We start from the raw sequence: 24,999 nt of genomic DNA, 5'->3' as shown, positions 1-24,999 counted from the left end.
ACGCGACGAAATGCTGCCTATTCCGCTGTTTTTCTTTGACGATTACCAATCGCCGGATAAAAGGGCATGAAGAAGGTCAGGAGCCGGCGACTTTTATGAATATTCTGCGTGGCATAGCTGCTGTTTCGATGCTGCTGGTGGCGGCGTCGGCGGGCCATGCAGCCGGCGTGACGATCGGCGTCGTCGCCCCACAGGGCGGCAGCCTGCAGCAGCTCGGCACCCAGGTCTTCGCCGGCGCCAATTTTCAGATCACCAGGGACGGCAATACCTTCGTCGCGATCAACGAGAGCTGCGAGGAAAACAGCGGCGGAGCGCTCGCCGACCAGCTCATCAGTGCCAAGGTCCAGATCGCCATCGGCTTCCTCTGCAGCGAGACGCTCGAAGGCGCCCTGCCGAAGCTGAAGGACGCCAATATCCCGGCAATCACCGTCTCTGTCCGCTCGCGCATCCTGATGGAGGATTCGCTGAAGAACGGATGGCCGCTCTTCCGCCTTGGCCCGCCTGATGGCGCCGAGGCCGCCAAGATCATCGAGGTCATCCTCCGCGACTGGGCAGCAGCCCCGATCGCGCTCATCGAGGACGGCACCATCCATGGCCGCGAACTGACCGAAGCCGTCCGCAACGCGCTGGAGCAGAACGGGCTAAAGCCTGCCTTCACCGACACCTACCGGCCGGGCCAGGAACAGCAGATCGCCCTTGTTCGCCGGCTGAAGCGCGCCGGCGCCACCAAGGTCTTCGTGGGCGGCGACCGCTCCGACGTCGCGATCATCGCCCGCGATGCGGCAGCAGAAAAGATCCCGCTCGATATTCTCGGCGGCGATGCGATGCGCGCCGCCAATCAGCCGCTGGCACTGGCAGATGGCGTGCGTGCCGTCGCAATCGCGGAATATGCGAACCAGCCGGAAGCCCGCGATACCGTGCAGGCAATGCGCGCTGAAGGCATCGAGCCGGAAGGCTACGTGCTTCCCGCCGCCGCAGCCGCGGCGATCGCCCAACAGGCGGTAACGGCAGCAAACGGCAAGCCGCTTGCCGATGTCCTGACCGGCACGAATTTCATGACCCCGATCGGCCCCGTCACCTTCGGCGCCAATCACGAACTGACGGACAACCCCTACCGCCTGCAGGAATGGCGCAACGGCGCCTTCCAGATCCTCGGCGCTGCCTCGGAGTGAGGCTGCGTCATCGCGCTGCGATCAGTTGCCCGTTGCGCCGCGCACTGCTAAATCCGCGGCGAGCATCTTAACGAGAGAGAGTTCCACATGACGCTGCCGATCCGCATCGCCCCCTCCGTCCTCGCCGCCGACTTCGCCAAGCTCGGACAGGAAGTCCGAGACGTGACCGCGGCCGGTGCCGACTGGATCCATCTCGACGTCATGGACGGCCATTTCGTCCCGAACATCTCCTTCGGCCCCGATGTCATCAAGTCGGTCCGCTCCTACACGGATGCGACCTTCGACTGCCACTTGATGATCTCGCCTGTCGATGCCTATCTCGAAGCCTTCGCCAAGGCCGGCTGCGACCGCATCACCGTTCATGCGGAGTCCGGCCCGCACCTGCACCGCTCGCTGCAGACCGTCCGCAATCTCGGCAAGAAGGTCGGCGTCACCCTTAACCCGGCAACGCCGCTCTCCGTCATCGAGAACGTGCTGGATGATATCGACCTCATCCTCATCATGTCGGTCAATCCAGGTTTCGGCGGCCAGAAATTCATTCCGGCCATGGCCGGCAAGATCGCCGCCGCCAAGTCGCTGATCGGTGACAGGCCGATCGAACTGCAGGTCGATGGCGGCGTCACGCTCGAAACCGCCCCAATCGTCGGTAAGGCCGGCGCCAACGTCCTCGTCGCGGGATCGGCGATCTTCAAGGCGGGATCGCTGGAAGGCTACCGCGCCGAGATCGACGGCCTGCGCCGCGCTGCCGAAGCCGGCCGCGCATGATCCGGTCCGTCCGGGGTTTGCTCTGACGATGGAACGCTTCCGCGCCGCCAAACCGCCCGCCGCCGATTTCTTCGCAGGCGCCCTCCTCTGGGCCCTGATGATGACGGCGTCGGCAATGGCGGCGCTCTATGCCCGAAACCGCTTCGAAACCAGCCACCTGGCTGAACTTGCACTGCTCTATTTCTTCGGCGGCCTGTTCGCCTGGCCCTTCATGCTGCCGCTCGCCCGCTTCTTCGCCTGGCGGCGCCCGGTCGAGACGCGCTTTGCCGCCTTCTTCGCCTGCCTGACCGCAGGCACCATCCTGATGACGGCGTTTCTGTTCTCGATGGACTACCGCATCTTCTATTCGCGCTGGCATGCGCCTTTCGGCAGCGTCATCTGGATTTTCGAGTTCATCTTCACCGGCGCCAATGCCGTCTACCAGTTTGCGGTCCTCGGCGTTCGCCTGTTTCTGCCCTTCGGCCTCGTCTGCCTGCTGGCCACCAGTTTGGTGCTTGCGAAACGCATGCGTTGAGATTGCCGCGCGTCTTTGCTACAGGGGCGCCAGCAAGTTTTGTCTACCAACGAAAGCAGTGAGCCATGATCCCGCGTTACTCCCGCCCAGAGATGGTCGCCATCTGGTCGCCCGAAACCAAGTTCCGCATCTGGTTCGAGATCGAAGCCTATGCCTGCGATGCGCTGGCCGAGCTCGGCGTCATCCCGAAGGAAGCTGCAAAGACCATCTGGGAAAAAGGCAGTGCCGCGAACTTCGACGTTGCCCGCATCGACGAGATCGAAGCCGTCACCAAGCATGACGTCATCGCCTTCCTGACCCACCTCGCCGAATTCGTCGGCCCCGACAGCCGCTTCGTGCACCAGGGCATGACCTCGTCCGACGTTCTCGACACGACGCTCAACGTGCAGCTGGTGCGCGCTGCCGATATCCTGCTTGCCGGCGTCGATCGCGTTCTCGCAGCGCTGAAGACCCGCGCTTTCGAGCACAAGGACACCGTCCGCATCGGCCGCAGCCACGGCATCCATGCCGAGCCGACGACGATGGGCCTGACGCTCGCTCGCTTCTATGCCGAGATGGACCGCAACCGCGCCCGCCTCGTCGCTGCCCGCGCCGAAATCGCAACGGGCGCGATCTCCGGTGCCGTCGGTACCTTCGCCAATATCGACCCGCGCGTCGAAGAGCACGTCTGCGCCAAGCTCGGCCTAACCCCGGAGCCGGTCTCCACGCAGGTTATCCCGCGCGACCGCCACGCCATGTTCTTTGCCACGCTCGGCGTCATTGCCTCGTCGATCGAAAATATCGCCATCGAATTCCGTCACATGCAGCGCACCGAAGTGCTGGAAGCCGAAGAATTCTTCTCGCCGGGCCAGAAGGGCTCGTCGGCCATGCCGCACAAGCGCAACCCGGTTCTCACCGAAAACCTGACTGGCCTGTCGCGCCTCGTGCGCATGTCGGTTGTCCCCGCCATGGAAAACGTGGCCCTCTGGCATGAGCGCGATATCAGCCATTCGAGCGTCGAGCGCGCCATCGGCCCGGATACGACGATCACCCTCGACTTCGCGCTGAACCGTCTCGCCGGCGTCATCGAGAAGCTGGTCGTCTATCCCGAGAACATGGAAAAGAACCTCAACAAGTTCCGCGGTCTCGTCCACTCCCAGCGCGTTCTCCTGGCGCTGACCCAGGCCGGCGTGTCCCGCGAAGACGCCTACCGCCTCGTGCAGCGCAACGCCATGAAGGTCTGGGAACAGGGCAAGGACTTCCTCGAAGAGCTGCTGGCCGACCAGGAAGTGCGCGCCGCGCTCTCCGAAGCCGATATCCGCGAGAAGTTCGACCTTGGCTACCACACCAAGCATGTCGACACGATCTTCAAGCGCGTCTTCGGCTGATTGCCGGTCACAACACAATGAAACGGCGCCTCAGGGCGCCGTTTTTGCTTTCTGCTTGCGCGGCTTGGGTTTCGCGGCTGTCGCCTTCTGCGGAGTGGCCTTGCGCGGTGCCGCAGGCTTATCGGTCGCCTGGCTGATCTTAAGCTCGGCGGCTGCCCGGGCGCGCTTGTTGCCCTTCTGCTTCCTCGGCTCGTCCGCCAGCGCCACATCGCCATTCGTCTGATTTGTCCGCCCCTTCGCTGCCTTCGCAACCAGCCGGTCCAGATGCTTCAGATCGTCTTCATCGAGGTTCTCGATGCCGATGAAGCGGTTCTCGGCATGGCTGGTCAGGATGATTTCATCGAGCTTGGCCTGAATGGCGCGGGTATCGCGGGTCTGCGCGTTCTGCAGCACGAAAACCATCAGGAATGTAACGATCGTCGTGCCGGTATTGATCACCAGCTGCCACGTCTCCGAATAATCGAAGACCGGCCCGAGTGAAGCCCATATCAGGACGGAAATGACGGCGAGAACGAAGGTAACCGGCGCACCTGCCAGCTCCGACACCTTCGTTGCGAAATGCGCGAAAAGCTTCTTCGCACCTTCCATGAGTTGCCTCCCTCAAAGACATGACAAAACAACTCTGAGAGAGGCAGCAAAGTTCCGGTACGCTTACTGACAGGCTTAGGCCGGTCCGATCAGCTTGCGATAGAGGTGCCAGGTCGCATGGCCGAGGATCGGCATCACGAGCGCCAGGCCGGCAAAGAGCGGGATGCTACCGATCACCAGCAGCGCGGCGATGATGAAGCCCCAGACCAGTACCGGAATGGGATTAGTCAGCGTGGCGCGGATCGAGGCGCTCATTGCCGCGACAAGCCCGACATCCCGGTCAAGCAGCATCGGGAACGTCACCAGCGTCGTCGCCAGCACGATCACTGCGAAAGCGAGGCCGAGCAGATTGCCCCACATCATCAGCTGCATGCCCTCAGGCGTGCCGAAGATCTGCGCGGTGAACGTATCGATCGACCGCGGGAAGACGTCGCCGAAGAGGTTGGTATAGAGCGTCTGCGCTGCCACCAGCCATACAACGAAGAAGGCGAACAGCAGTAGGCCGCCGGCAATGATCGACGGCAGCGCCGGCGAATGGCGCACGTCGAACGCATGACGCCAGGACGTGTCCTCGCCCATCTCCCGCCGCTTGCTGATCTCGTAGAGGCCGATCGCTGCGATCGGGCCGATCAGCGCAAAGCCCGAGATCAGCGGAAAGATCATCGGCAGCAGATTGGCACTCGATGTCGCAACTGCCAGGAACACGCCGGCAATCGGATACATCAGACACAGGAAGACATAGTGAGACGGCTTCTCGCGAAAATCGTCCAGGCCGCGCCGCAGCGCGTCGAACACATCGTCAATGCTGATCTTGTTGATGGCGGGATGCGCGTAGGCTTCGCCTGCTCCCGTCATGACATGAAATGCCGTCATGGCTTTCTCCTCCGTGAGCCGTTCATCCGGCGGCGGAAAAAGCATCGGCTTTGAACTGGCCGACACGAAATCCGCAACCGGCAATGGCCAAGAATAACAAATTTGACCGCCTTTGTCCTGCTTTCCCTTGACAGAACGTTCAAGCCTTCTCACATCGGCGGCATCATGAAAGCCTCAGACGCAGATATTCTCATCATCCCCGGCTACACCAATTCCGGTCCCGATCACTGGCAGACCCGCTGGGAAGCCAAGCTGAGTACGGCGCGCCGTGTCGAGCAGGCCGAATGGTCGAAGCCGGTTCGCGACGATTGGATCGCCCGCATTGCCGAGGAGGTCAACGCCTCGACGCGCCCGGTCGTGTTGGTCGCCCACTCGCTCGGCATTCCCTCGACGATCCACGCGATCCCGCATTTCAGGAACAAGGTTGCCGGCGCCTTCCTCGTGGCACCGCCCGATGTCGCAAATCCGGATATCCGCCCGAAGCATCTGATGACCTTCGGCCCCTATCCGCGCGATCCGCTGCCCTTCCCGGCGATCACCGTCGCCAGCCGCAACGATCCCTTCGGCACTTACGAACATGCCGATGACATCGCCGCAAGCTGGGGCTCGCTGCTGATCGACGCCGGAGAATCCGGCCATATCAATTCGGAGTCCGGCCACGGTCCCTGGCCCGAAGGCACGATGGTCTTTGCCCAGTTTCTCTCGAAGCTGAAGCCGTAAAGCCCAGCTGCCCCTCTAAAATTTGGGGTTTAATAGTTATTTTAGCGAAGACATGGATAATGCGCGCAATCAGCAGATCGAGTGCGCGCATTGAAGCAATCCAGCAAAGACCCTAAGGCGAAGACCGCGGCACAGCAGGCCAAGCCCGACGAGAAACGGCGGCTGGAAATCCACGACACGCCTGATCTTGCAGAGCGCGAGAGCCGTTGGAACTACGCGCTAATCGGCTCGGGTCTCGGCGTCTGGGATCACAATCACCGCGCCGGCACCAAATACTACTCAGAGACCTGGAAAGAAATCCGCGGCATGGGCCCGGATGAGAGCGCCGACGGCGACTACGAAGAATGGTTGGCGCTTCTCCATCCTGATGACCGCGATTTCGTCATTGAGGCGATCGACAAGCAGATCGCCGGCGACCCCGATTATCAGGTCTTCGAATATCGCGAACGCCACAAGGACGGCCACTGGGTCTGGATCGAATGCCGCGGCGCCTGTGTCGAATGGGACGAGAACGGCAACCCCGCCCGCATCGTCGGCACTGACACCGATATCACCGCCCGCAAGCGTGCCGAGGAGATGCTGGAGCACCTCTCCCGCCGCCTCGATCTGGCGCTCGACATCACCCGCATCGGCGTCTTCGAGGCCGATCTGGAGGCCGATGCCGTCGAATGGGACGACCGCCTGCTGGCCATGTACGGGCTCGAAGGCACGGCGCGCGTCAAACCCGGCGAAGCCTGGGAAAAAATGCTGCACCCTGATGACCGCGTCCGCGCGCTCTCCCGCCTCGACGAGAGCCTCGACAAGGACCAGGGTTTGCTGCACGAATTCCGCATCATCCGGGCCGATGGCATCGAGCGCGTCATCCGCGCCCGCTCGGCCTTTTTCGTCGATGCCGAAGGCAAGCGCAAACTGATCGGTGCCAACTGGGACGTCACCGAAGAGGTCAAGCTCCGCAACGACCTGCAGAACGCCAAGAACCTGGCCGAAGCACGCAACCAGGAGCTTGAGGCCGCCAAGGAAAGCATCGAGCACCTTGCGCTTCACGACTACCTGACCGGCCTGCCGAACCGCCGCTATCTCGACCGCACCCTGGAAGAGCGCGCCGAGGAATGCCGCAACGGCAGCCTGACGCTCGCCGTCCTGCATATCGATCTCGACCGCTTCAAGCAGATCAACGACACGCTCGGCCACCGCGCGGGCGATGCGATGCTGAAACATGCCGCGAAAGTTCTGAAGGACTGCGTCCGCTCGACCGATTTCGTCGCTCGCATTGGCGGCGATGAATTCGTCGTTCTCTGCGCCATAGACAGCGGCACCAAGAAGCTGTCGAACATGGCCGCCCGCATTATCCGCGAGCTCTCCAAGCCGATCCGCTACGAGGGACACGAATGCCGCTTCGGCGCCAGCATCGGCATTGCTGCCGACAGCGGCGCCGATCTCGATGCCAAGCAACTGCTGCTGAACGCCGATATCGCGCTCTACCGCGCCAAGGGTGCCGGCCGTAACCGGCATGAATTCTTCTCCAAGGATGCCCGCCGCAGCATCATTGCTGCCAAGCGCCTTGCCGACGAAATCCTGCAGGGCCTGGAACGCCACGAATTCGTCCCCGTCTACCAGCTGCAGTTCAACGCCCGCACCCTCGAAGTCGCAGGCGTCGAAACGCTTGCCCGTTGGCAGCATCCCGAACACGGCCTGATGGCGCCGGATCGCTTCCTGAAGATCGCCGAGGACCTCGACGTCGTCTCGACGATCGACGGCCTCATCCTCGAGCACGCCCTTGCGGACCGCGCCGCCTGGGCCAAGCAGGGTTTTCGGACACCGAAGATCTCCGTCAACGTTTCCTCCGGCCGCCTCAACGACCCGACGCTCGGCAAAAAGCTGAAGGCGCTGAAGGTCGAGCCTGGCACCCTCTCCTTCGAGCTCCTGGAATCGATCTCGCTCGACGATTGCGACGACGCGGTCACCGCCAATCTGAGGCAGATTCGCCGCCTTGGCATTGACATCGAGATCGATGACTTCGGCACCGGCCACGCCTCGATTGTCAGCCTGCTGAAGCTCAGCCCGCGCATCCTGAAGATCGACCGCGAGCTCATTCGCATGCTGCCGCAATCGGCAGAACAGCGAAAACTGGTGCGCTCAATCATCGATATCGGCCGCTCGCTGAGCATTCTGGTGACCGCCGAGGGCGTCGAGACCATGGATCACGTCCGCATCCTCGCCGATCTCGGCTGCGACGTCCTCCAGGGCTATGCGCTGGCACGGCCGATGCCCGCGTCGCAGATCCCGGCCTATGTCCAGGCGGCAAGCTGGCGTCATCCGGAAGGCGGCGCACGCGCGCTCCAAAGCGGCCTCAGCCGCGAGATCAAGCGCAACGGCACCAAATAAGCCTGCATAACCGGCCCGCTACGCGGCTTTGATTTCCAACAGTCACCAAAACTCTGTAGGCTGATATCCGCAATATCTTCGATTCTCTCAGGCGGCATCCCTATATCTTGGGAATCCGGGGAAGGAGCTACTGGCGCATTGTGAAAGTCACTCTTTTCCTTTATGGGGACGCCACGAGATCGATCCACTGCGCTATCCCAAGAGCGCCAAGACAGAGAAAAGCTTAAAATGAACCGTCGCCGCCGTATCTACGAGGGCAAGGCCAAGATTCTATATGAGGGACCGGAACCGGGTACGTTGATCCAGTTCTTCAAGGATGATGCCACCGCCTTCAACAAGAAGAAGCATGAAGTTATCGACGGCAAGGGCGTTCTGAACAACCGCATTTGCGAGTTCATCTTCAACCATCTGAACAAGATCGGCATCCCGACGCATTTCATCCGCCGCCTCAACATGCGCGAGCAGTTGATCCGCGAAGTCGAGATGATCCCGCTCGAGATCGTTGTGCGCAACGTCGCCGCCGGCTCGCTCGCCAAGCGCCTCGGCATCGAAGAAGGCGTGGTCCTGCCGCGCTCGATCATCGAATTCTATTACAAGTCGGACTCGCTCGACGATCCGATGGTTTCCGAAGAACACATCACGGCATTCGGCTGGGCCAACCCTGCCGAGCTCGATGACATCATGGCGCTCGCCATCCGCGTCAACGACTTTATGACCGGCCTCTTCCTCGGCGTCGGCATACAGCTCGTCGATTTCAAGATCGAATGCGGCCGCCTCTTCGAAGGCGACATGATGCGCATCATCCTCGCCGACGAAATCTCCCCGGACAGCTGCCGTCTGTGGGATATCGAGACCCGCGAAAAGATGGACAAGGACCGCTTCCGCCGCGATATGGGCGGATTGCTGGAAGCCTATTCCGAAGTCGCGCGGCGCCTCGGCATCATCAATGAAAACGAGCCCGTGCGCGGCACCGGGCCTGTATTGGTCAAGTAAGTCAGGGAAATCGGCAAGTGATCAAAGCTCGTGTAACCGTCACGCTCAAGAATGGCGTTCTCGACCCGCAGGGCAAGGCAATCGAAGGCGCCCTCGGCGGCCTCGGCTTTTCCGGCATCGGCCAGGTCCGCCAGGGCAAGATCTTCGACCTGCAGCTCGAAGGCGCAGACAAGGCCAAGGCCGAATCCGACCTCAAGGCCATGTGCGAGAAACTCCTCGCCAACACGGTGATCGAGAACTATACTATTTCTCTCGACTGAAGGTTGTGGAGAATGCGCGATGGCTGATGTAACTCAGGAATTCATGTATGAGCTTCTGAAGAAGATGCATCAGCGCTTCGACAAGATTGACATTTCGCTGGCAGAAATTCGCAGCGAAATGCAAAGCATGCGCGGCACGATGATTTCGGTCCATCAGGATCTCCATAATATTTACGGTATTCTGGATCGTCACGAGCAGCGTCTTGATCGCATTGAAAACCGTCTCGAACTCCGAGAACTGGCAGAAGCACAAGCAAGGTTTGAACCGCACCCATGAAGTCCGCCGTCGTTCAGCTCCCTGGTCTCAACCGCGATCGTGACATGATCGCTGCGCTCACCAAGATTTCCGGTCACGCACCGGTGACGGTGTGGCAGACCGAAACGCATATTCCGGATATCGACCTGATCGTCATCCCCGGCGGCTTCTCCTACGGTGACTATCTGCGCTGCGGCGCGATTGCTGCCCGCATGCCGGTCATGCAGGCGATCATCGAGAAGGCCAAGCAGGGAACCAAGGTTCTCGGCGTCTGCAACGGCTTTCAGATCCTCGTTGAGGCGGGCCTCCTGCCCGGCGCGCTGATGCGCAATTCCTCGCTGAAGTTCGTCTGCCGCGAAGTCAAGCTCGAGGTCGTCAACGCTGATACCGACTTCAGCCGCGCCTATGCCAAGGGCCAGATCATCCGCTCGCCGGTTGCTCACCACGACGGCAACTTCTTCGCCGATGCCGAAACGCTGGCTAAGATCGAAGGCAACGGCCAGGTCGTCTTCCGCTATGCCGAAGGCACCAATCCGAACGGCTCCATCAATGATATCGCCGGCGTGATGAACGAGAGCGGCAATGTTCTCGGCATGATGCCGCATCCGGAAAACCTGATCGAAGCAGCCCATGGCGGCTCCGACGGCCGCGGTCTCTTCGCTTCGGCGCTGGATGTAATCGCCGCTTAACCTTCGCCGGATATCAGGTGGATCTAAACCACCGCTGGAGACCACCGATGCGCATTGCGACCACCCTTACGGCTGCCGCCGCTCTTGCTGTCATCGGAATGCTGGCCGCGTCCTGCCAGTCCAAGGCGCCGCCCGTCAGCGCCAACCGCGACGCGCTCTCCACCATGGAGCGCGTTGCCGTCGGCGCCAATAATTGCTGGTTCAAGTCGGGCGACGCGGCCTTCGCGACCTACCGTCTGGCGCCGGAGCTCAATTCCTTCTCCGGCCGCCCGCGCATTCTCGTCGTTCACAAGAACAGCCCTGCCGGACTGCCGCATCTCGTCGTTCAGGCGGAAGGCAATCCGGCTCGCCTGCAGGCCTTTGGCCCGCTGATGTCCCAGCCGGTCTCCGCCCGCATTGCCGCCGACGTGAACCGCTGGTCCGCGGGCAGCAAAGCCTGCAGCTGATCAATCCCAGAAAAACGATTTGCCGACTTCGCGGGCCGCATCGGACTGCGACATGCCGATATCCTTGAGCTGATCAGCCGTCAGCTCGCGCAGCGCCCGGCGTCCTTCGCGCTTGCTGTGCCATTCGATAAATCCATTCCAGAGACGCTCAAGCCATGTCCCGCCGGTCGTTGTGACGCGGGGCGCAATGACGCACGGATCGCTTACCGATGCAATAGGCACAATTTCACCCTTTATCTGCGGCATTATCGACATCGCCATCCTCCTATCGTTCGGCCGGCGTAAATGTCTCATATTCTTGACAGCACAAGGGTGACAATCTATTCATTGTCACCATGACAAATTGGCTCCCAGATCTCTCGCGCGGTTCCGGCCCGGTCTATATGCGGCTGGCCGACAGCATCGAATCCGCCATCGCCAGCGGCGCCCTGCCCGCCGGCAGCAAGCTGCCGCCGCAGCGAAATCTCGCTTATGATATCGGGGTGACAATCGGAACGATCGGCCGGGCCTATGCGCTCGTTCACGAACGGGGCCTCGTTGCCGGCGAAGTCGGCCGCGGCACCTATGTGATCGACCGCAATCAGGCGTCGCCAAGCGAACAGGTCGACCCGCTAACGATTTCGCTCGGCGGCACCCGCGCCATCGACGCACCGCCGAACAAGATCCGCTTCGACACGACCGCGGCACCCGATCTCGGCCAAGGCAGGATTGTCGGGCGCATCCTCGGCGAAATCGGCGAGCAGCACATGTCGGAGGTCTCATCCTACTCGCGAACCTTCCCGCAGAACTGGTTCACCGCCGGACGGACATGGCTGTCGCGCAATGGCTGGGCGCCGGATGCCGCCAATATCGTCCCGACCTCTGGCGTCCACGCCGCAGCAATCGCCATCATCTCCGCCGTGTCCTCCCCCGGTGACAAGATCGTTTTCGAGAACCTCACCTATACGCAGGTCAGTCGCAGCGCCCGCATCCTCGGCCGCCGCACGATCATCGTCGACTCCGACGAACACGGCGTCATCCCCGAGGATTTCGAGCGTGTCTGCCACCAGCAGCATCCGAAGCTCGCCTTCCTGATGCCGACCGCCCACAATCCGACGCTCGCGACCATGCCGCTCGACAGGCGCCAGGCAATCGCCGAGATCGCGCGGCGCCACGGCGTCTGGCTGATCGAAGACGATCTTTATGGCGGCATGACCGGTGATACGACGCCGCTGCTCGCCTCGCTCGCGCCGGAGCGAACGTTCCTGATCAATGGCCTGTCGAAATCCGTCGCCGCCGGTGTTCGCGGCGGCTGGGCCGCCTGCCCGCCGCACTTTGCTCAGCGCATCAAGGTGACGCACAAGATGATCACCGGCGGCCTGCCCTTCATTCTGGCAGAGACAGCCGCACGGCTCGTCGAGTCGGGCGAGGCCCACAGCGTCCGCGCCGCAAGCGTCAAGGAACTCGCGCGCCGCGAGGCGATCGTGCGCGAACATCTCGCCGGCTTCGATTTCGTCTCCCATCCGCATGCGCCCTTCCTGTGGCTGAAGGTTCCCGACCCCTGGCATTCCGGCACTTTCAAGAATGCCGCCTATCAGGAAGGCGTGCTGATCGACGACGAGGACGAGTTCAAATCGGCCCGCTCCGAACGCGTCTATCACCGCGTCCGCGTCTCCTTCTCCTCGCCGGCCGATGTCACCGAGCTCTCCCGCGGGCTGACGACACTGCGGCGTCTGCTGGAAAGCGGCGTCTCCTCCTACGACAGCGAAGTCTGATCCTGTTGCATTTCAGACTCAGCACACCGCCAAAAACTGTCATATTTTAGGGGCGGCTTTACCTTTGCCCCTCGCTGGGTACCAATCGATCAGCAGCGCACGCTGCGATTCGATCGGCGCGAGGGAAACCGATGAACGCTTGTATCCGCGAAGTGGTCCTGCGTTTCCTGTCTGCATCCACCATCGTGGTTCTCGCCGCCGGTGCATCGAGCTTGCCCGCGCATGCGCAGGATCAGATATTCGACGAACTACGCTTCGGCGCCTCTGCCTCCATCCAGGGCGGCAGCGAACATGAAGACGGCGTCTTCCCCGAAGTGACCCTCTTCTTCGATCCATTCGGCCATGACGAAGCCACCGGCCTGCAGAAGCTTGCGCGGCCGCGCATCCACTTGGGCACCTCGATCGGCACCTCGGGCTCCGCCACGCAGGTCTTCACCGGCTTCTCCTGGACTGCTGACTTTTCCGAGAAGCTCTTCGCCGAAGCGGGTTTCGGCGGCGTCGTCCATACCGGCGAGCTCGATCACAACGATGACGGCCCGGCGCTCGGCTGCCGCCTGCTGTTCCACGAATATATCGGCGCCGGCTATCGCTTCGACAATCACTGGAATGTCCTGGCTCAGGTCGCCCATTCCTCGCATGCCAATCTCTGCGACGGCCCGAACAACGGCATGACCCGCGCCGGCCTGCAGCTCGGCTACAAATTCTAGGCATCTGCCATTTCGAAAGGCGCGCCCGAGCCTCATTGTTGACGGCGGCCATTTTCCTGTCGCGCGCGCGGCCAACTTGGGTTAAAGACACCGCAAAACGCGCAACGGCAGGGACTTTCGAGAGCTCATGACCATATCCAATACCCGCCCGATCACCCCCGAACTCATCGCCAGCCACGGCCTGAAGCCGGATGAATATCAGCGGATCCTGGATCTGATCGGCCGCGAGCCGACCTTCACAGAACTCGGCATCTTTTCGGCCATGTGGAACGAGCACTGCTCCTACAAGTCCTCCAAGAAGTGGCTGCGCACGCTGCCGACCAAGGGACCGCGCGTCATCCAAGGTCCGGGTGAAAATGCCGGTGTCGTCGATATCGATGACGGCGACTGCGTCGTCTTCAAGATGGAAAGCCATAACCATCCGTCCTACATCGAGCCCTACCAGGGTGCGGCGACCGGCGTCGGCGGCATCCTGCGCGACGTCTTCACCATGGGCGCCCGCCCGATCGCCGCGATGAACGCGCTGCGCTTCGGCGAGCCGAGCCACCCGAAGACCCGTCACCTCGTTTCCGGCGTCGTCGCCGGTGTTGGCGGCTACGGCAATTCCTTCGGCGTCCCGACCGTTGGCGGCGAAGTCGAATTCGATGCCCGCTATAACGGCAACATTCTCGTCAACGCCTTTGCCGCTGGCCTCGCCAAGTCGAACGCCATCTTCCTCTCGGAAGCCAAGGGCGTCGGCCTGCCCGTCGTCTATCTCGGCGCCAAGACCGGCCGTGACGGCGTCGGTGGTGCGACCATGGCATCGGCCGAGTTCGACGAGTCGATCGAAGAGAAGCGTCCGACCGTGCAGGTCGGTGACCCCTTCACCGAAAAGTGCCTGCTGGAAGCCTGCCTTGAGCTGATGAAGACCGGCGCCGTCATCGCCATCCAGGACATGGGTGCCGCCGGCCTCACCTGCTCGGCTGTCGAAATGGGCGCCAAGGGCGATCTCGGCATCCTGCTCGACCTCGACACGGTTCCCGTCCGCGAAGAGCACATGACTGCCTATGAAATGATGCTCTCGGAAAGCCAGGAGCGCATGCTCATGGTTCTCGAGCCATCGAAGGAAGAGGTCGCCAAGGCGATCTTCGTCAAGTGGGGCCTCGATTTCGCGATCGTCGGCAAGACCACCGATGACCTGCGCTTCCGCTGCGTCCACCAGGGTGAGGAAGTCGCCAACCTGCCGATCAAGGATCTCGGCGATCAGGCTCCGGAATATGATCGCCCCTGGCGCGAATCCGGCAAGCGCGCGCCGCTGCCGGCCGAACTGGTGGCTGCACCCGAAGACTACAACAAGGCCGTGCTCGACCTCGTCGGCTCCGCCAACCAGTCCAGCCGCCGCTGGGTCTATGAGCAGTATGACACGCTGATCCAGGGCAACTCGCTGCAGCTGCCGGGCGGCGACGCCGGTGTCGTGCGCGTCGAGGGCCATCCGACCAAGGCGCTCGCCTTCTCCTCCGACGTCACGCCGCGTTACGTCGAGGCCGATCCGTTCGAAGGTGGCAAGCAGGCCGTTGCCGAATGCTGGCGCAACATCACCGCAACCGGCGCCGAGCCGCTGGCTGCGACCGACAATTTGAACTTCGGCAACCCCGAGAAGCCCGAAATCATGGGCCAGCTGGTTGAATCCATCAAGGGTATCGGCGAAGCCTGCCGCGCCCTCGATTTCCCGATCGTCTCCGGCAACGTCTCGCTCTATAACGAAACCAACGGCGTCGCCATCCTGCCGACCCCGACCATCGCCGGCGTCGGGCTGCTGCCCGACTGGAAGTCGATGGCCCGCATCGGCAGCGCCGCTGAAGGCGACCAGTTGATCTTGATCGGCACCGACGGCGGCCATCTCGGCTCCTCCATCTACCTGCGCGACATCATCGGCAGCACCGATGGCGGTGCCCCAGAGGTCGATCTCTTCGCCGAACGCCGCAACGGCGATTTCGTCCGCTCGGCAATCCGCAACGCCCAGGTCACCGCCTGCCACGACATTTCGTCGGGCGGTCTGGCACTGGCGCTCGCCGAAATGGCGATGTCCTCGGGCAAGGGTCTCGATGTCAGCCTGTCGGACAGCAAGGGCGCGCCGCATGCACTGCTCTTCGGCGAAGACCAGGCCCGTTACGTCGTCGCCGTGAAGGCCGATGTCGCCGATTTCCTCTGCGCCAATGCAGAAGGCGCCGGCGTTCCCTTCCGCCGCCTCGGCACCGTTGCCGGTGACAAACTGGTTGTCGATGATCTGATCGCACTGCCCATTCAGCAATTGCGCAACGCCCATGAATCGTGGTTCCCTGAATTCATGGATGGCCGCGGCGCACTCGCCGCTGCGGAATGATGCGCAAGGAGTAATCGATCATGCCCATGAAACCCGGCGATATCGAAGACATGATCAAGGCCGGGATCCCCGGTGCCAAGGTGACGATCCGCGATCTGGCAGGAGACGGCGACCACTACGCCGCCGAAGTCGTCGCCGAAGCCTTCCGCGGCAAGAGCCGCGTACAGCAGCACCAGATGGTCTACGAAGCGCTGAAAGGCAACATGGGCGGCATATTGCACGCCCTCGCGCTGCAGACATCAGCACCTGAGTGAAATGCAAAATGCCCGGCACTGCCGGGCATTTTTGTTTTTCGGCCTTGCTGTTCCCTAGCGCAATCTTAATTGTCTGCCGCGCATATTCCTTCGCACGATCGTAGCGGTGGATAGCGGCATGGCTTCGGATTTTCTCGGCATTAAAGATAAGGCTAACGCCGGTCACGGATCGGCATGGCTACGCGTGTTCCTGACGGTCGCACCGCTCTGCCTCGTCATCGCCCTGCTCGACCGCATCGATGGCCAGAACTTCCTCGGCGATATCGACGACAAGATGCGTGAGCTGCAAATCCGCCATCTTTTCTTCGGCGGCGGGCGCTGGTTCGACCTCGGACTGCCGGTCATCGCGACACCCGAACCCTACACTTCCCCCTGGTCGCGGCTGATCGATCTAGCCTACGTCACGATCGCCTCGTTGCTTTCCCCCGCCTTTGGTGGTGAACGCGCACTTCAGATCGCCTTCCAGGTCTGGCCGCCATTGATGCTCATTGGCTTCAGTGCATTGATCGCCAGTTTCTTTTCACGGCAGATGCGTGGCGGCGTCGGCGTCTCTTATCCAATACTCATCACAAGCATCATCTTGATGACCTACGCCATATGGGAATTCGTTCCCTATCGCATTGATCATCACAATATGCAGATCATCGGACTGTCTATGATCGGGATCGGCCTGGAGCGATGGAACCGGGCCGGAGGCATCCTGATCGGTGTGGGCACTTTGATCTGCGTTATCATCGGCCTTGAGGGGTTGCCGCTCATCGCAATGGCCTTCGTTGGATTGGTCGGATGCTACATCTTCGGCGTGCCCGGCTCCCGGGACGTCCTCCTCGCTGCAGCCGCGACGATCATTGCTCTGACATTGCCGGCAGGCTTCGCATTTCTCGGCCCCGTCGGCATGGTGTCCACCCACTGCGATGCCTTCTCTGCACCCTACATCGTTCTCGCGCTCGGCTGTTCGGCGATCTTGGTGGTTGGCGCACTGGCGCTCGATCGGCAAAAGCCGCTGGCTCGAATTGCAGCTCTGGCATCGGCAGGCGCCGTTTTTCTCGGCGGATCGGCATATCTGTTCCCGCGCTGCCTGTCCGGCCCCTATTGGATGATCGACCCGCTATCACGCCGCGACTGGTTCGACCGCGTCGCCCAGGAATACAGCTTTCTCTACTATTTCGAGCACAATCAGACCGCCATGGTGATGATGCTTGCGGTGCTAGTGTGCATCGCCGTCGCGGCACTGCCGGCCATTGTCCGCGATAGTGGCAAGGGACGTGCCGGCTTGGCGATCCTCTTTGCCGTCGCCGCGGCGAGCCTTGTGCTAACGCTGCTGCAGACCAGGAATATCCGCTTTGCCTTCGCCTTCGTGCCGCTCTTCCTGCCGCACGCACTGCAGGTGGTGACGGCTCCAGAAGGCTTTCTCAAGCCGAGCGGCGGACAGCTGAAGCGTCTCGTCGGTGGAACGCTGGCCTCGATCATCGGTATCACGATCGCGCTGCGCTTTATCTTTCCGCCCCAGGAGCAGACCTATGATGCGATCGACTATATGGGCTATAGCGAATGCAAAGGGCAGGATTTTTCAGCCCTGAGTTCGGTCGCGCCGGGTGGGATCGCCGTGCCGCAGGGGCTGTCCATTCCACTGGCCTTTGCGCTACCTTCCGGCTTCTCCGTCGCCGCCGTCCCGTTCCATCGCGCGTCTCCCGGCATGAAGCGCATGTTCGAGCTCTTCACGTCACCCGATAGCGAGACACGCAAAGCCGCAGCCGCTCCGTTCGACTATGTCGCCGTTTGCAAATTTCCGCTACCGGTCGATGCCGATCAGGCCCCGCTCTACGCCGCGCTGGCAGGCGGTGGTTCCTGGCCCGGCCTTGTCCGAGTGGAGAACCCGGTTCCCTCTGACTTTCAGCTGTTCCGGATCGATCACAGCCTCTTCCGCTAGGCTGCCTGGCTCAGTCCAGCCTTTAGCCCGCCCTCGGCCATAGCATCCGCGCGGACAGGCCCCGCCGTCAACAGCGTGAAATCGAACGGCGCCTGGAGGTCCGGTCCGAGCACGTACTGCCGGTGGACGCGTAGGAAATCGAGCTTGATCTTCTTGTAGTGCTCGGGCGTCAGCATCTGCTTGACGCGAATGAACAGCATCTTGGCGGGCGGTGCGTCGGGGTGGCCGGTGACGGCGGCGACCGGGACCTTGTAGAAATGGATCGCGTCGGTCAGGCACTGGACGTCGAGCCAGAAGATCGCGGGGTTTCGGGCGATGGCGCCGACACGCGATCTCAAGACATCGGCGGGCTTCAGAAGCGCGCATTGCAGCACGGCGGAGCCCAGCGAGGCGAAAACGACGCGCTTTCCGGCAAGTAGCTCCGGTTCCCGCTCCAGGAGCATGCCGAGCACATGAGCGGCAACGCTGGAGCCCATGCTGTGTGAGGAGATGACGTACTCATCAGCCTCCTCCGCCAACGCCGCGCGCGCCGCGCCAGCGCAACGTTCGAGGAATGCATTGAATTCGGGGCGGTTCATCCGTCCGAGCGCGACTGCCATTTCCCAATCGGCGAAGAGATGCAGCGTGTGGAACCGCTCGGTGAACGGCAGGAAAACGAAGGCGAAAAATGCGGCGGCGAGCGGCAGGCTCCAGATCAGGTTCCATGCCGGCAGGTCGAAGCGGAGGGGTGCAAGGGCGATCGTTGCCGTCAGCAGCATCCCCAGCGTCATCAGCAGAAACGGGAAGATGAAGAACAGGCCGAAGCGCCAGGCGTGGCGGAAATAGGCGGCCATGGCCCCGTCGCCGATAATCCTGGCGGCTGCCGTGAAGCCATCGATCATCCGCCGTGCGAGAGATTTGTGGCGCAGGGACTGCACGAGTTCGTCGTGATCGAGGATATGGATGCGGTTCTGCGTCTGCCAGGCCGCGCTCTTGGCATCGACCGTGAAGGAGACGGGATAGACGGCATTCTCGACTTCGCCGATCTCAGCCTCGAAGCCCCATACCTTGCCGCTCTGCTTTGCTGAACGCTCGTAGCGCGCACGCTGCGCGCGGCCATCCAGCGGTTCGAAGCCCGGGAAGTGCAGCACGACCCGCTTCCTGATCAATTCCATCACAGTCTTTCCGGCAAGCCCCCATGGCGCCATCGGCGCCGCCTTGCACGCCAAATGAGGCGGAAAAAACACGGACGGGCACGAACAGCGCTTGCTAACGCAAAACATCCGGAATTCAATAGCCGGAAAACCAGTTTCTATCGCAGAAGGTGAATGATGGCCGATCTCATGAAGGAAATCGTCAACGGCGTGGTCGAAAGCGTCCTCAAGGAGATCCTGAAGAAGACGACCGGCCGTTCGACGACGAAGCGCACCAAGCGGCAGACTCGCTCGGCAACGACTGGCCGGCTCAAGAAGGCCGCCGCCCCGCGCAAGACCGCGAAGAAGCAGGTCAGCAAACGCCGCACCGCCGCCGTTCGCAGCAAGCAGCGCAGCCGCTGACATCGCAGGCGTAACGAAAGCGCAACAGCATTACCTAGCATGCTTACGATTGGTCTTTTTTTGGCATTGACTGCTGGAATTTGAACCGGCGCATGCTATCTAAAGCTAACGATTGAAACGGTGGGCCTTTAACCCGCCTGTTGAAAGGAATAGGTCCCATGAGCGGCATCAACGAATTCATCGACAACGAAATCAAGAGCAACGACGTCGTCCTTTTCATGAAGGGCACGCCGCAGTTTCCCCAGTGTGGTTTCTCCGGCCAGGTCGTGCAGATTCTCGATTACATCGGCGTCGATTATAAGGGCATCAACGTGCTCGCCGATTCGGAAATCCGCCAGGGCATCAAGGATTACTCCAACTGGCCGACGATCCCCCAGCTTTACGTGAAGGGTGAGTTCATCGGCGGCTGCGATATCGTCCGGGAAATGTTCCAGGCTGGCGAGTTGCAGCAGCATCTGCAGGAAAACGGCGTCGCGGTTCGCGCCGCCTCCTGACCGGGCACCGGGCGTCCGCCCGGTTTCCAAACCTGATTTGATTTGAGTCCGAGGCGCTGTGCTGAACAGCGCCTTGGCCTGTTTATGGGAATTTCTAAAGTGACGGACACCTCTTTCGCAATCGCCTCATTTCACGTTGTCCTAATCCGTCTTACGCTGCCATGATATACAGGCGATTGCGCCTGAATTATCTTCTTGCAATGTCTTAGTTTGTCTCTTACCGTTGACTTATTGAATGTGGGTAACGGGAAATAGCTCATCATGGCAAAGGGCATCCATCGTCTTCCGAACAATTGCAAGAACCTGCCGGCTGGGATGCATGGCGACGGCGGCAATCTGTGGCTTCAATGCACTGCCCGCGACGGCGCTGTGATGCGTTCTTGGATCTTCCGTTTCAAACTTCCCGGCGGCAAAGCGCGGGCGATGGGTCTTGGCTCGCTCAATGATTTGCCGCTGGCGGACGCCCGCGAACAAGCCCGATTGCTGCGCTTGAAACTGAAAGACGGCATCGATCCGATCGAAGAACGGGACCGCTCGAAGTCGGCGCGCATTGCTGCCGCTCGGCAGGGCCGCACCTTCGAGGAATGCGCGAAAGGTTTCATGGATGCCAAGGGCGAGCATTGGACTGCGCAGCATTTCAGGCGCTGGAAACAGTCGCTCAAAGATTACGCTTATCCCACGCTCGGTGCCTTGAACGTCGAGGATATCAACGTCGATCTCGTCGAGGCAGCGCTCCGCCCGATATGGACTTCGAACACGAAGACGGCTTCCGACCTTCGCGGCCGCATTGAAAACATTCTGGATTGGGCGACCGTCAAGAAATACCGAACCGGTGATAATCCTGCTCGCTGGAAAGGTTGCCTCGAATATCTGTTCGTTGCTCGCGAGAAGGTGACGAAAGTCGAACCTCATGCTTCCTTGGCTTATGCCGACATGCCAGCCTTTTATTCGAAGCTGGACGCTGACGGCACCGCCGCAGGGCTTGCATTGCAACTGCTGATCTTGAGCGGCGTTCGGACGATTGACGTTCGCGAGGCCAAGATCGCCGACTTCGACTTAGAAGCGGGCATGTGGACGATCCCAGAGCTTTCGAAGGTGAAGCATGAGCACAAGGTTCCGCTCTCGCCAGCGGCGGTTTCTGTGGTCAAGGTGGCACTTCGGCATAAGGCCCGAAACCCGGACTTCATGGCGGATAGCGAATATCTCTTTCCGAACCAGCGGAACGGCGGCCCGATGGCGACGAACAGCATGTTGAACAAGACACGAGCGCTCGGCTATTCGAGCGACGTCATGGACAATCATGGCCTGCGCTCGACCTTCTCGACGTGGGGGAACAACGAGACGCAATTCGAATCCCGGCTGATCGATATGGCAATCGGCCACAAGATCGGCGATGCCGTAGAAAGGGCCTACAATCGCGCAGATTACCTCGCCAAGCGTTTAGCGCTCATGACGGCATGGGCAAGCTTTCTCACGGGCAAGAACGCGCCTGCGGACAACGTCACGGCCTTCCCTCTCAAGAGTGCCTGACGTCCAAAAATGGCGTCCTGAAATATCCAAGCCCGTCTCTCCATGAGGCGGGCTTTCGTTTTTCCTGCAACCGCTGATACCTTGGCAACGCAATATCCACAGGGCGCATGACCCTGCATGCTCGGCCAATTTTGACAATGAAAACAGTTCATGCGCGCAACTCATTGGTTGCAAATCGACCGGCATGTAAAATCTTCACATATTCCCGTTTCGATAATTTCGCGCTCTTTTTGTTCTCGCCAAGACGGCAAAAGACAATTGGAGAACGCAAAATGAACGACAACGCTGACGCTCGCGAACGCTTTCTGACCCTTAAGCAGGTAACGGCACGCACGACATACTCCCGCGCTAAGCTTTACACCCTGTTCGAGAGCAACAAGTTCCCAAAGCCGATCAAGCTCGACGGCGGTCGCATCGTGTTTCTCGAAAGCGAAATCGACGCCTATATCGCGACGACGATTCAGAAGGCACGAGGCGAGGCCGCTTGATGCTTTCGCAAACGTCAGAATACCGCGCTTGGTACTTCGCTAGAAAGCGCTGCCACGATGAAGCCGACGACAAGTTTCACCGCTACGGCGGGCGAGGCGTTTTCATGTGCCGCCGGTGGCGAGAGAGCTTCACGGCCTTCTTGCAGGATATGGGCGAGCAGCCGAAGGGAACTTTGCTCGGCCGCCTCGACAAGAGCCGCGGTTACGAACCCGGCAATTGCCGCTGGATGACGAAAAGCGCATCCATGCGCCTCTCGGCGACCTCGATCGCGTTGACGATCGATGGCGCGGCGGTTCCCTTGCCTGATGCTGCCGAAGGCGCGGGCCTTCTTCCTCGCAGGGTGCAATGGCGGCTAAAGCATGGCTGGCCGCTGGGCGAGGCTCTTAGCCTCCCGGTCGGTAAGGGCACACGGCATTCAGCCACGGCGGCTAAAGGGTCTGGCAGATTTACAGGGGCGATCGACAAATGAAAGCCGCCGTGCGGCTGGGCGAGTGATCGCCCCGAGTACACAGGAATACCCCGGCACCGGATGCCGGCTCACGTTACCCGACTTGGCAGCGCTCCTGCAGCTTGCAGCCGGTCATTTCATCCGAAAGCTTTTAAAATGAGGAATGCTGAAAAGCAAAACGCCGTCTCGGCAGGCATCCGAAACGGCGTCATGAACAGAGAAAACCACAGTAAGCAAGGTGTTTTCGTAGGCGACAATAGCGCGAACCCGACAGAGAAGGCAAGCGCCGACGCCCTCTCTCGCATCGAGCGCGCTTGCGATCCCTGCATTTTCAAAGGAACCCGTCGACGCTTTGAGAAGCGGAAAGGCTATCCGCTGTTCTCCGATCGGCAGAAGGACGACCGTCGCGCTAAAATCGAGGAATGGCGTAAGGCCGCCCTCGAAGATTGCGCGAAGGTCGGCATTTGCGGGAGGATTGTTAGCGCATTGGCCACGGCGATGGATTTGGAAAGAGGTCTTTGCCTGGCTTCGAACACCGTGCTTGCCGGAATGATGAGCCGAGCCGTTGAGTCCGCCAAGAACGACTTGAACAAGATCGAGGATCGCGGCTGGATCGAGCGCGCTTCTGCAAGAGCCAAGCCCGGAAGCCGGTTTTCGCGGAGCGTTATTCCGACCGTACCGGATCCCCGTTTCGAGCGGCGATCTGGTGAGCCGAATAGGGTACACGGTGCCCCCAGCCGAATAGGGTACACGGTATCTCGGAAACCCCTGAAACTCTACGCGGGCGCGAAGACTCCGAATTCTTCGGGTTCCCTCCAATAGAGGCATACGAACCGGGTTCGTGGGAGTTAGTTTCCGCTTGCGAGGCGCTGGACGATGAACCCGCCCATTCCAAAGCAGAATCGAATCCATCCTCCCGCTCGGAGGAAACCATAGCCGCCGCCGGTGCAATCGTGACGGTTCAAAGGGCCGCGCCCTTTGTGCCCGCCGCAAGGCGTCTTAACCCTCCGGACTCGGAGTCCACACGCGATCGAAAGGAACCGCGAGCATGACGAACGATCAACTCGAACTTCTCGACTGGCAACCGCCGAAGTCCGAAAAGCCGGGCATGCTCGTTCCGTTCTTGATGCACAAGAGCGGGGCGCCGTATGCGATCGCTGCGCGGGCGATGAACGCGAGGAACGTTCCGAAGCGAAGCGGTGAAATCCGGGCGGCCGGGAACCGCATCCGCAAGGCGTTTTCCGAGCACTTCGGCGATGACTTGGCGGCCGAAATGGTCGCGAGGATGACGGATCGTATTTTCGTGCATGTCCGCGAGTTCGAGATTTGCCCTCCGACACAATCGGAACAGCACGCGCAGGTGATTGTCCTTCGCCGCGTTGAGGATATCCCGGGCTCGATCATCGGCCGCGGCAGCTTGAGGGCTAAGCGATGAGCGTCACCTATTGGACCCTGATCCCGAAGGGGTTCGAGATCCCGACCGTCGAGGATGATCCGTGGTCGGCAGGCGCCTTCGCCATGATCTTCCGGACTTATGCCGACGAGAGCACCGGCGGTGCGGCAACATCGCTCGATTTGGACGACGCGACCCTGACCGCAGCCGTCACGGCGCAGATTGAGCGCGGACTCGAGCTCGAATTCGAAGTCGAGGGCAACGCCGGCGTGCGCTGGTCGGAGCCGTTCGATCTTCGGCCTTTCCACCACCATTGTCATTGAGGATTTGAAATGAACCCTGACCGGTTTGTAGCGGCAGCAAGAGGCGCCGCATTTGATTTCGAGCGTGCCGCCAGCATTGCCGCCTGGCTGATCGCTAATCGCGACCTGTCGCTGTCGGAACTTGATTTCGCGTCGAAGATGGCGAAGAAGCGCAGCGCCGCATCGATCAGCGCAAAGCAACTTCAATGGTGGAATGCGATCATCAGGCGCCACAATGTGCCGTCGACGGCTTTAGAAAAGATGGGAAAGTGAGAATGAAGGCGCTTGTCGTCATTACCGCGGCCTTATTAGCCGCCCCTGCCCTTGCTAGCGACCGGCTGGCGATCGTCGACGGTGACACGCTCCGGGCTGGGGACGAAGTGTTCCGGATCATTGAAATTGACACCCCGGAAACATATCGACCGCGCTGCGCTCGGGAGTACGAGCTCGGCGTCGAAGCAAGAGAACATCTAGCGCAATTGCTTTCAGCAGGCCCGGTGCGCATCGAGCGTGACGGGATAGACTTTTTCGGCCGGACGCTGGCCCGGGTGTACGTCGGGGAACGAAACATCGGCGAACAGATGATTGCCGATGGCGTCGCGCTGCGTTACCGCGCCGGGGCAAAATTCCGAAAGGCTCGCGTCCGCGTGTGGTGCCCCGATCCCCAGCCGACGACGTCCGTCTCGAACTGACGACCGGCGCCTCGTCACCGGCAAAGCCCGTCTCTCATCGAGGCGGGTTTTTTCGTTTACCGGTCCGCGCTTATCGTCTGT

Annotated in this window: 30 protein-coding genes; 26 read left to right on the top strand and 4 right to left on the bottom strand. The window is 61.1% G+C overall.

Going from position 1 to position 24,999, the window contains the following annotated elements; translation table 11 throughout:
* Positions 1-95 precede the first annotated feature (95 nt).
* The 4 genes from F2982_RS19280 (at position 96) to purB (ending at position 3,818) form a co-directional block, all read left to right on the top strand.
* A complete protein-coding gene (locus tag F2982_RS19280; protein ID WP_199629567.1) occupies positions 96-1,172 on the top strand; it encodes a branched-chain amino acid ABC transporter substrate-binding protein in 1,077 nt (358 codons plus the stop codon).
* Between the two features lie 87 nt (positions 1,173-1,259).
* The gene (rpe, locus tag F2982_RS19275) at positions 1,260-1,937 is read left to right on the top strand and encodes a ribulose-phosphate 3-epimerase (protein ID WP_112716439.1); all 678 of its coding nucleotides are present in this window, start codon (positions 1,260-1,262) and stop codon (positions 1,935-1,937) included.
* 28 nt (positions 1,938-1,965) lie between these two features.
* Positions 1,966-2,451: a hypothetical protein gene (locus F2982_RS19270; RefSeq protein ID WP_130278235.1), complete on the top strand. Its 486-nt coding sequence runs from the start codon at positions 1,966-1,968 to the stop codon at positions 2,449-2,451.
* 65 nt (positions 2,452-2,516) lie between these two features.
* A complete protein-coding gene (purB, locus tag F2982_RS19265) occupies positions 2,517-3,818 on the top strand; it encodes an adenylosuccinate lyase (RefSeq protein WP_130278234.1) in 1,302 nt (433 codons plus the stop codon).
* 30 nt (positions 3,819-3,848) lie between these two features.
* Here purB and F2982_RS19260 read toward each other — a convergent pair whose 3' ends face one another.
* Both F2982_RS19260 and F2982_RS19255 read right to left on the bottom strand, forming a co-directional pair.
* Positions 3,849-4,406, bottom strand: a complete 558-nt coding sequence (locus tag F2982_RS19260) for a low affinity iron permease family protein (RefSeq protein ID WP_203428810.1) — start codon at positions 4,404-4,406, stop codon at positions 3,849-3,851.
* 75 nt (positions 4,407-4,481) lie between these two features.
* Positions 4,482-5,279, bottom strand: a complete 798-nt coding sequence (locus tag F2982_RS19255; RefSeq protein WP_130278232.1) for a DUF2189 domain-containing protein — start codon at positions 5,277-5,279, stop codon at positions 4,482-4,484.
* Between the two features lie 165 nt (positions 5,280-5,444).
* On the opposite strand from F2982_RS19255, the gene F2982_RS19250 reads away from it, so the two are divergent.
* The 7 genes from F2982_RS19250 to F2982_RS19220 all read left to right on the top strand — a co-directional run bounded on the left by F2982_RS19250 (position 5,445) and on the right by F2982_RS19220 (position 11,028).
* Positions 5,445-5,999, top strand: a complete 555-nt coding sequence (locus F2982_RS19250) for an alpha/beta hydrolase (RefSeq protein ID WP_203428809.1) — start codon at positions 5,445-5,447, stop codon at positions 5,997-5,999.
* Positions 6,000-6,161: 162 nt separating this feature from the next.
* On the top strand, positions 6,162-8,384 hold the full coding sequence (locus tag F2982_RS19245) for an EAL domain-containing protein (protein ID WP_246777571.1): 2,223 nt from the start codon (positions 6,162-6,164) through the stop codon (positions 8,382-8,384).
* Positions 8,385-8,612: 228 nt separating this feature from the next.
* On the top strand, positions 8,613-9,377 hold the full coding sequence (gene purC / locus F2982_RS19240) for a phosphoribosylaminoimidazolesuccinocarboxamide synthase (protein WP_112716451.1): 765 nt from the start codon (positions 8,613-8,615) through the stop codon (positions 9,375-9,377).
* A gap of 17 nt (positions 9,378-9,394) precedes the next feature.
* On the top strand, positions 9,395-9,637 hold the full coding sequence (gene purS / locus F2982_RS19235; protein ID WP_203428808.1) for a phosphoribosylformylglycinamidine synthase subunit PurS: 243 nt from the start codon (positions 9,395-9,397) through the stop codon (positions 9,635-9,637).
* A gap of 19 nt (positions 9,638-9,656) precedes the next feature.
* Positions 9,657-9,914 carry a hypothetical protein gene (locus tag F2982_RS19230; RefSeq protein WP_112716455.1) on the top strand — a complete coding sequence of 86 codons (258 nt, stop codon included), beginning with the start codon at positions 9,657-9,659 and terminating at the stop codon, positions 9,912-9,914.
* Positions 9,911-10,582: a phosphoribosylformylglycinamidine synthase subunit PurQ gene (gene purQ / locus F2982_RS19225; RefSeq protein WP_203428807.1), complete on the top strand. Its 672-nt coding sequence runs from the start codon at positions 9,911-9,913 to the stop codon at positions 10,580-10,582. Before F2982_RS19230 ends, purQ begins: the two co-directional genes overlap by 4 nt.
* A gap of 47 nt (positions 10,583-10,629) precedes the next feature.
* Entirely contained in the window at positions 10,630-11,028 is a 399-nt protein-coding gene (locus F2982_RS19220) for a hypothetical protein (protein WP_112716459.1), read from the top strand.
* Here the strand turns inward: F2982_RS19220 and F2982_RS19215 are convergent, their stop codons facing one another.
* On the bottom strand, positions 11,029-11,283 hold the full coding sequence (locus F2982_RS19215) for a DUF1127 domain-containing protein (RefSeq protein ID WP_130278231.1): 255 nt from the start codon (positions 11,281-11,283) through the stop codon (positions 11,029-11,031).
* A gap of 80 nt (positions 11,284-11,363) precedes the next feature.
* On the opposite strand from F2982_RS19215, the gene F2982_RS19210 reads away from it, so the two are divergent.
* The 5 genes from F2982_RS19210 (at position 11,364) to F2982_RS19190 (ending at position 18,035) form a co-directional block, all read left to right on the top strand.
* On the top strand, positions 11,364-12,782 hold the full coding sequence (locus F2982_RS19210) for a PLP-dependent aminotransferase family protein (protein WP_112716463.1): 1,419 nt from the start codon (positions 11,364-11,366) through the stop codon (positions 12,780-12,782).
* A 131-nt stretch (positions 12,783-12,913) separates the two neighbouring features.
* On the top strand, positions 12,914-13,489 hold the full coding sequence (locus F2982_RS19205) for an acyloxyacyl hydrolase (RefSeq protein ID WP_203428806.1): 576 nt from the start codon (positions 12,914-12,916) through the stop codon (positions 13,487-13,489).
* Between the two features lie 127 nt (positions 13,490-13,616).
* Positions 13,617-15,851 carry a phosphoribosylformylglycinamidine synthase subunit PurL gene (gene purL / locus F2982_RS19200; protein ID WP_203428805.1) on the top strand — a complete coding sequence of 745 codons (2,235 nt, stop codon included), beginning with the start codon at positions 13,617-13,619 and terminating at the stop codon, positions 15,849-15,851.
* A gap of 20 nt (positions 15,852-15,871) precedes the next feature.
* Positions 15,872-16,105: a BolA family transcriptional regulator gene (locus F2982_RS19195; protein WP_037061327.1), complete on the top strand. Its 234-nt coding sequence runs from the start codon at positions 15,872-15,874 to the stop codon at positions 16,103-16,105.
* Positions 16,106-16,223: 118 nt separating this feature from the next.
* Entirely contained in the window at positions 16,224-18,035 is a 1,812-nt protein-coding gene (locus F2982_RS19190) for a hypothetical protein (protein WP_246777481.1), read from the top strand.
* Here F2982_RS19190 and F2982_RS19185 read toward each other — a convergent pair.
* Complete coding sequence (locus F2982_RS19185; protein ID WP_203428804.1) at positions 18,032-19,189, bottom strand: hypothetical protein; 1,158 nt, start codon at positions 19,187-19,189, stop codon at positions 18,032-18,034. The genes F2982_RS19190 and F2982_RS19185 overlap by 4 nt on opposite strands.
* 156 nt (positions 19,190-19,345) lie before the next feature.
* Here F2982_RS19185 and F2982_RS19180 point away from each other — a divergent pair, with 156 nt between their 5' ends.
* The 10 genes from F2982_RS19180 (at position 19,346) to F2982_RS19135 (ending at position 24,918) form a co-directional block, all read left to right on the top strand.
* A complete protein-coding gene (locus F2982_RS19180) occupies positions 19,346-19,570 on the top strand; it encodes a hypothetical protein (protein ID WP_203430124.1) in 225 nt (74 codons plus the stop codon).
* A 158-nt stretch (positions 19,571-19,728) separates the two neighbouring features.
* Positions 19,729-20,064: a Grx4 family monothiol glutaredoxin gene (grxD, locus tag F2982_RS19175; protein WP_199629554.1), complete on the top strand. Its 336-nt coding sequence runs from the start codon at positions 19,729-19,731 to the stop codon at positions 20,062-20,064.
* A 261-nt stretch (positions 20,065-20,325) separates the two neighbouring features.
* Positions 20,326-21,594: a site-specific integrase gene (locus F2982_RS19170; RefSeq protein ID WP_203428803.1), complete on the top strand. Its 1,269-nt coding sequence runs from the start codon at positions 20,326-20,328 to the stop codon at positions 21,592-21,594.
* A gap of 272 nt (positions 21,595-21,866) precedes the next feature.
* Entirely contained in the window at positions 21,867-22,082 is a 216-nt protein-coding gene (locus F2982_RS19165; protein WP_203428802.1) for an AlpA family phage regulatory protein, read from the top strand.
* Entirely contained in the window at positions 22,082-22,552 is a 471-nt protein-coding gene (locus F2982_RS19160; RefSeq protein WP_203428801.1) for a hypothetical protein, read from the top strand. The genes F2982_RS19165 and F2982_RS19160 overlap by 1 nt, the downstream gene beginning before the upstream one ends.
* Before the next feature lie 135 nt (positions 22,553-22,687).
* Positions 22,688-23,353: a hypothetical protein gene (locus F2982_RS19155; RefSeq protein ID WP_203428800.1), complete on the top strand. Its 666-nt coding sequence runs from the start codon at positions 22,688-22,690 to the stop codon at positions 23,351-23,353.
* A 286-nt stretch (positions 23,354-23,639) separates the two neighbouring features.
* The gene (locus F2982_RS19150) at positions 23,640-23,966 is read left to right on the top strand and encodes a hypothetical protein (protein ID WP_203428799.1); all 327 of its coding nucleotides are present in this window, start codon (positions 23,640-23,642) and stop codon (positions 23,964-23,966) included.
* Entirely contained in the window at positions 23,963-24,247 is a 285-nt protein-coding gene (locus tag F2982_RS19145) for a hypothetical protein (RefSeq protein WP_203428798.1), read from the top strand. Before F2982_RS19150 ends, F2982_RS19145 begins: the two co-directional genes overlap by 4 nt.
* A 9-nt stretch (positions 24,248-24,256) precedes the next feature.
* Entirely contained in the window at positions 24,257-24,499 is a 243-nt protein-coding gene (locus F2982_RS19140; RefSeq protein WP_203428797.1) for a hypothetical protein, read from the top strand.
* 2 nt (positions 24,500-24,501) lie between these two features.
* Positions 24,502-24,918: a thermonuclease family protein gene (locus tag F2982_RS19135; protein WP_203428796.1), complete on the top strand. Its 417-nt coding sequence runs from the start codon at positions 24,502-24,504 to the stop codon at positions 24,916-24,918.
* Positions 24,919-24,999 lie beyond the last annotated feature (81 nt).

It is taken from the genome of Rhizobium sp. BG4, assembly GCF_016864575.1.
In the GTDB taxonomy this organism is placed as follows: Bacteria; Pseudomonadota; Alphaproteobacteria; order Rhizobiales; family Rhizobiaceae; genus Rhizobium.
Note: the sequence above shows the minus strand (reverse complement) of the source record. Positions and strands in the feature narration are given on the sequence as shown.

Coding starts and splice junctions, on each gene's coding strand:
- F2982_RS19170 (WP_203428803.1), top strand. CDS start 20,326: ATGGCAAAGGGCATCCATCGTCTTCCGAACAATTGCAAGAACCTGCCG.
- F2982_RS19190 (WP_246777481.1), top strand. CDS start 16,224: ATGGCTTCGGATTTTCTCGGCATTAAAGATAAGGCTAACGCCGGTCAC.
- F2982_RS19140 (WP_203428797.1), top strand. CDS start 24,257: ATGAACCCTGACCGGTTTGTAGCGGCAGCAAGAGGCGCCGCATTTGAT.
- F2982_RS19135 (WP_203428796.1), top strand. CDS start 24,502: ATGAAGGCGCTTGTCGTCATTACCGCGGCCTTATTAGCCGCCCCTGCC.
- F2982_RS19250 (WP_203428809.1), top strand. CDS start 5,445: ATGAAAGCCTCAGACGCAGATATTCTCATCATCCCCGGCTACACCAAT.
- purL (WP_203428805.1), top strand. CDS start 13,617: ATGACCATATCCAATACCCGCCCGATCACCCCCGAACTCATCGCCAGC.
- purB (WP_130278234.1), top strand. CDS start 2,517: ATGATCCCGCGTTACTCCCGCCCAGAGATGGTCGCCATCTGGTCGCCC.
- F2982_RS19255 (WP_130278232.1), bottom strand. CDS start 5,279: ATGACGGCATTTCATGTCATGACGGGAGCAGGCGAAGCCTACGCGCAT.
- F2982_RS19150 (WP_203428799.1), top strand. CDS start 23,640: ATGCTCGTTCCGTTCTTGATGCACAAGAGCGGGGCGCCGTATGCGATC.
- F2982_RS19145 (WP_203428798.1), top strand. CDS start 23,963: ATGAGCGTCACCTATTGGACCCTGATCCCGAAGGGGTTCGAGATCCCG.
- purC (WP_112716451.1), top strand. CDS start 8,613: ATGAACCGTCGCCGCCGTATCTACGAGGGCAAGGCCAAGATTCTATAT.
- F2982_RS19220 (WP_112716459.1), top strand. CDS start 10,630: ATGCGCATTGCGACCACCCTTACGGCTGCCGCCGCTCTTGCTGTCATC.
- F2982_RS19185 (WP_203428804.1), bottom strand. CDS start 19,189: ATGGAATTGATCAGGAAGCGGGTCGTGCTGCACTTCCCGGGCTTCGAA.
- rpe (WP_112716439.1), top strand. CDS start 1,260: ATGACGCTGCCGATCCGCATCGCCCCCTCCGTCCTCGCCGCCGACTTC.
- F2982_RS19260 (WP_203428810.1), bottom strand. CDS start 4,406: ATGGAAGGTGCGAAGAAGCTTTTCGCGCATTTCGCAACGAAGGTGTCG.
- F2982_RS19180 (WP_203430124.1), top strand. CDS start 19,346: ATGGCCGATCTCATGAAGGAAATCGTCAACGGCGTGGTCGAAAGCGTC.
- F2982_RS19155 (WP_203428800.1), top strand. CDS start 22,688: ATGAGGAATGCTGAAAAGCAAAACGCCGTCTCGGCAGGCATCCGAAAC.
- F2982_RS19205 (WP_203428806.1), top strand. CDS start 12,914: ATGAACGCTTGTATCCGCGAAGTGGTCCTGCGTTTCCTGTCTGCATCC.
- purQ (WP_203428807.1), top strand. CDS start 9,911: ATGAAGTCCGCCGTCGTTCAGCTCCCTGGTCTCAACCGCGATCGTGAC.
- F2982_RS19160 (WP_203428801.1), top strand. CDS start 22,082: ATGCTTTCGCAAACGTCAGAATACCGCGCTTGGTACTTCGCTAGAAAG.
- F2982_RS19215 (WP_130278231.1), bottom strand. CDS start 11,283: ATGTCGATAATGCCGCAGATAAAGGGTGAAATTGTGCCTATTGCATCG.
- F2982_RS19230 (WP_112716455.1), top strand. CDS start 9,657: ATGGCTGATGTAACTCAGGAATTCATGTATGAGCTTCTGAAGAAGATG.
- F2982_RS19195 (WP_037061327.1), top strand. CDS start 15,872: ATGCCCATGAAACCCGGCGATATCGAAGACATGATCAAGGCCGGGATC.
- F2982_RS19165 (WP_203428802.1), top strand. CDS start 21,867: ATGAACGACAACGCTGACGCTCGCGAACGCTTTCTGACCCTTAAGCAG.
- F2982_RS19210 (WP_112716463.1), top strand. CDS start 11,364: ATGACAAATTGGCTCCCAGATCTCTCGCGCGGTTCCGGCCCGGTCTAT.
- F2982_RS19280 (WP_199629567.1), top strand. CDS start 96: ATGAATATTCTGCGTGGCATAGCTGCTGTTTCGATGCTGCTGGTGGCG.
- grxD (WP_199629554.1), top strand. CDS start 19,729: ATGAGCGGCATCAACGAATTCATCGACAACGAAATCAAGAGCAACGAC.
- F2982_RS19270 (WP_130278235.1), top strand. CDS start 1,966: ATGGAACGCTTCCGCGCCGCCAAACCGCCCGCCGCCGATTTCTTCGCA.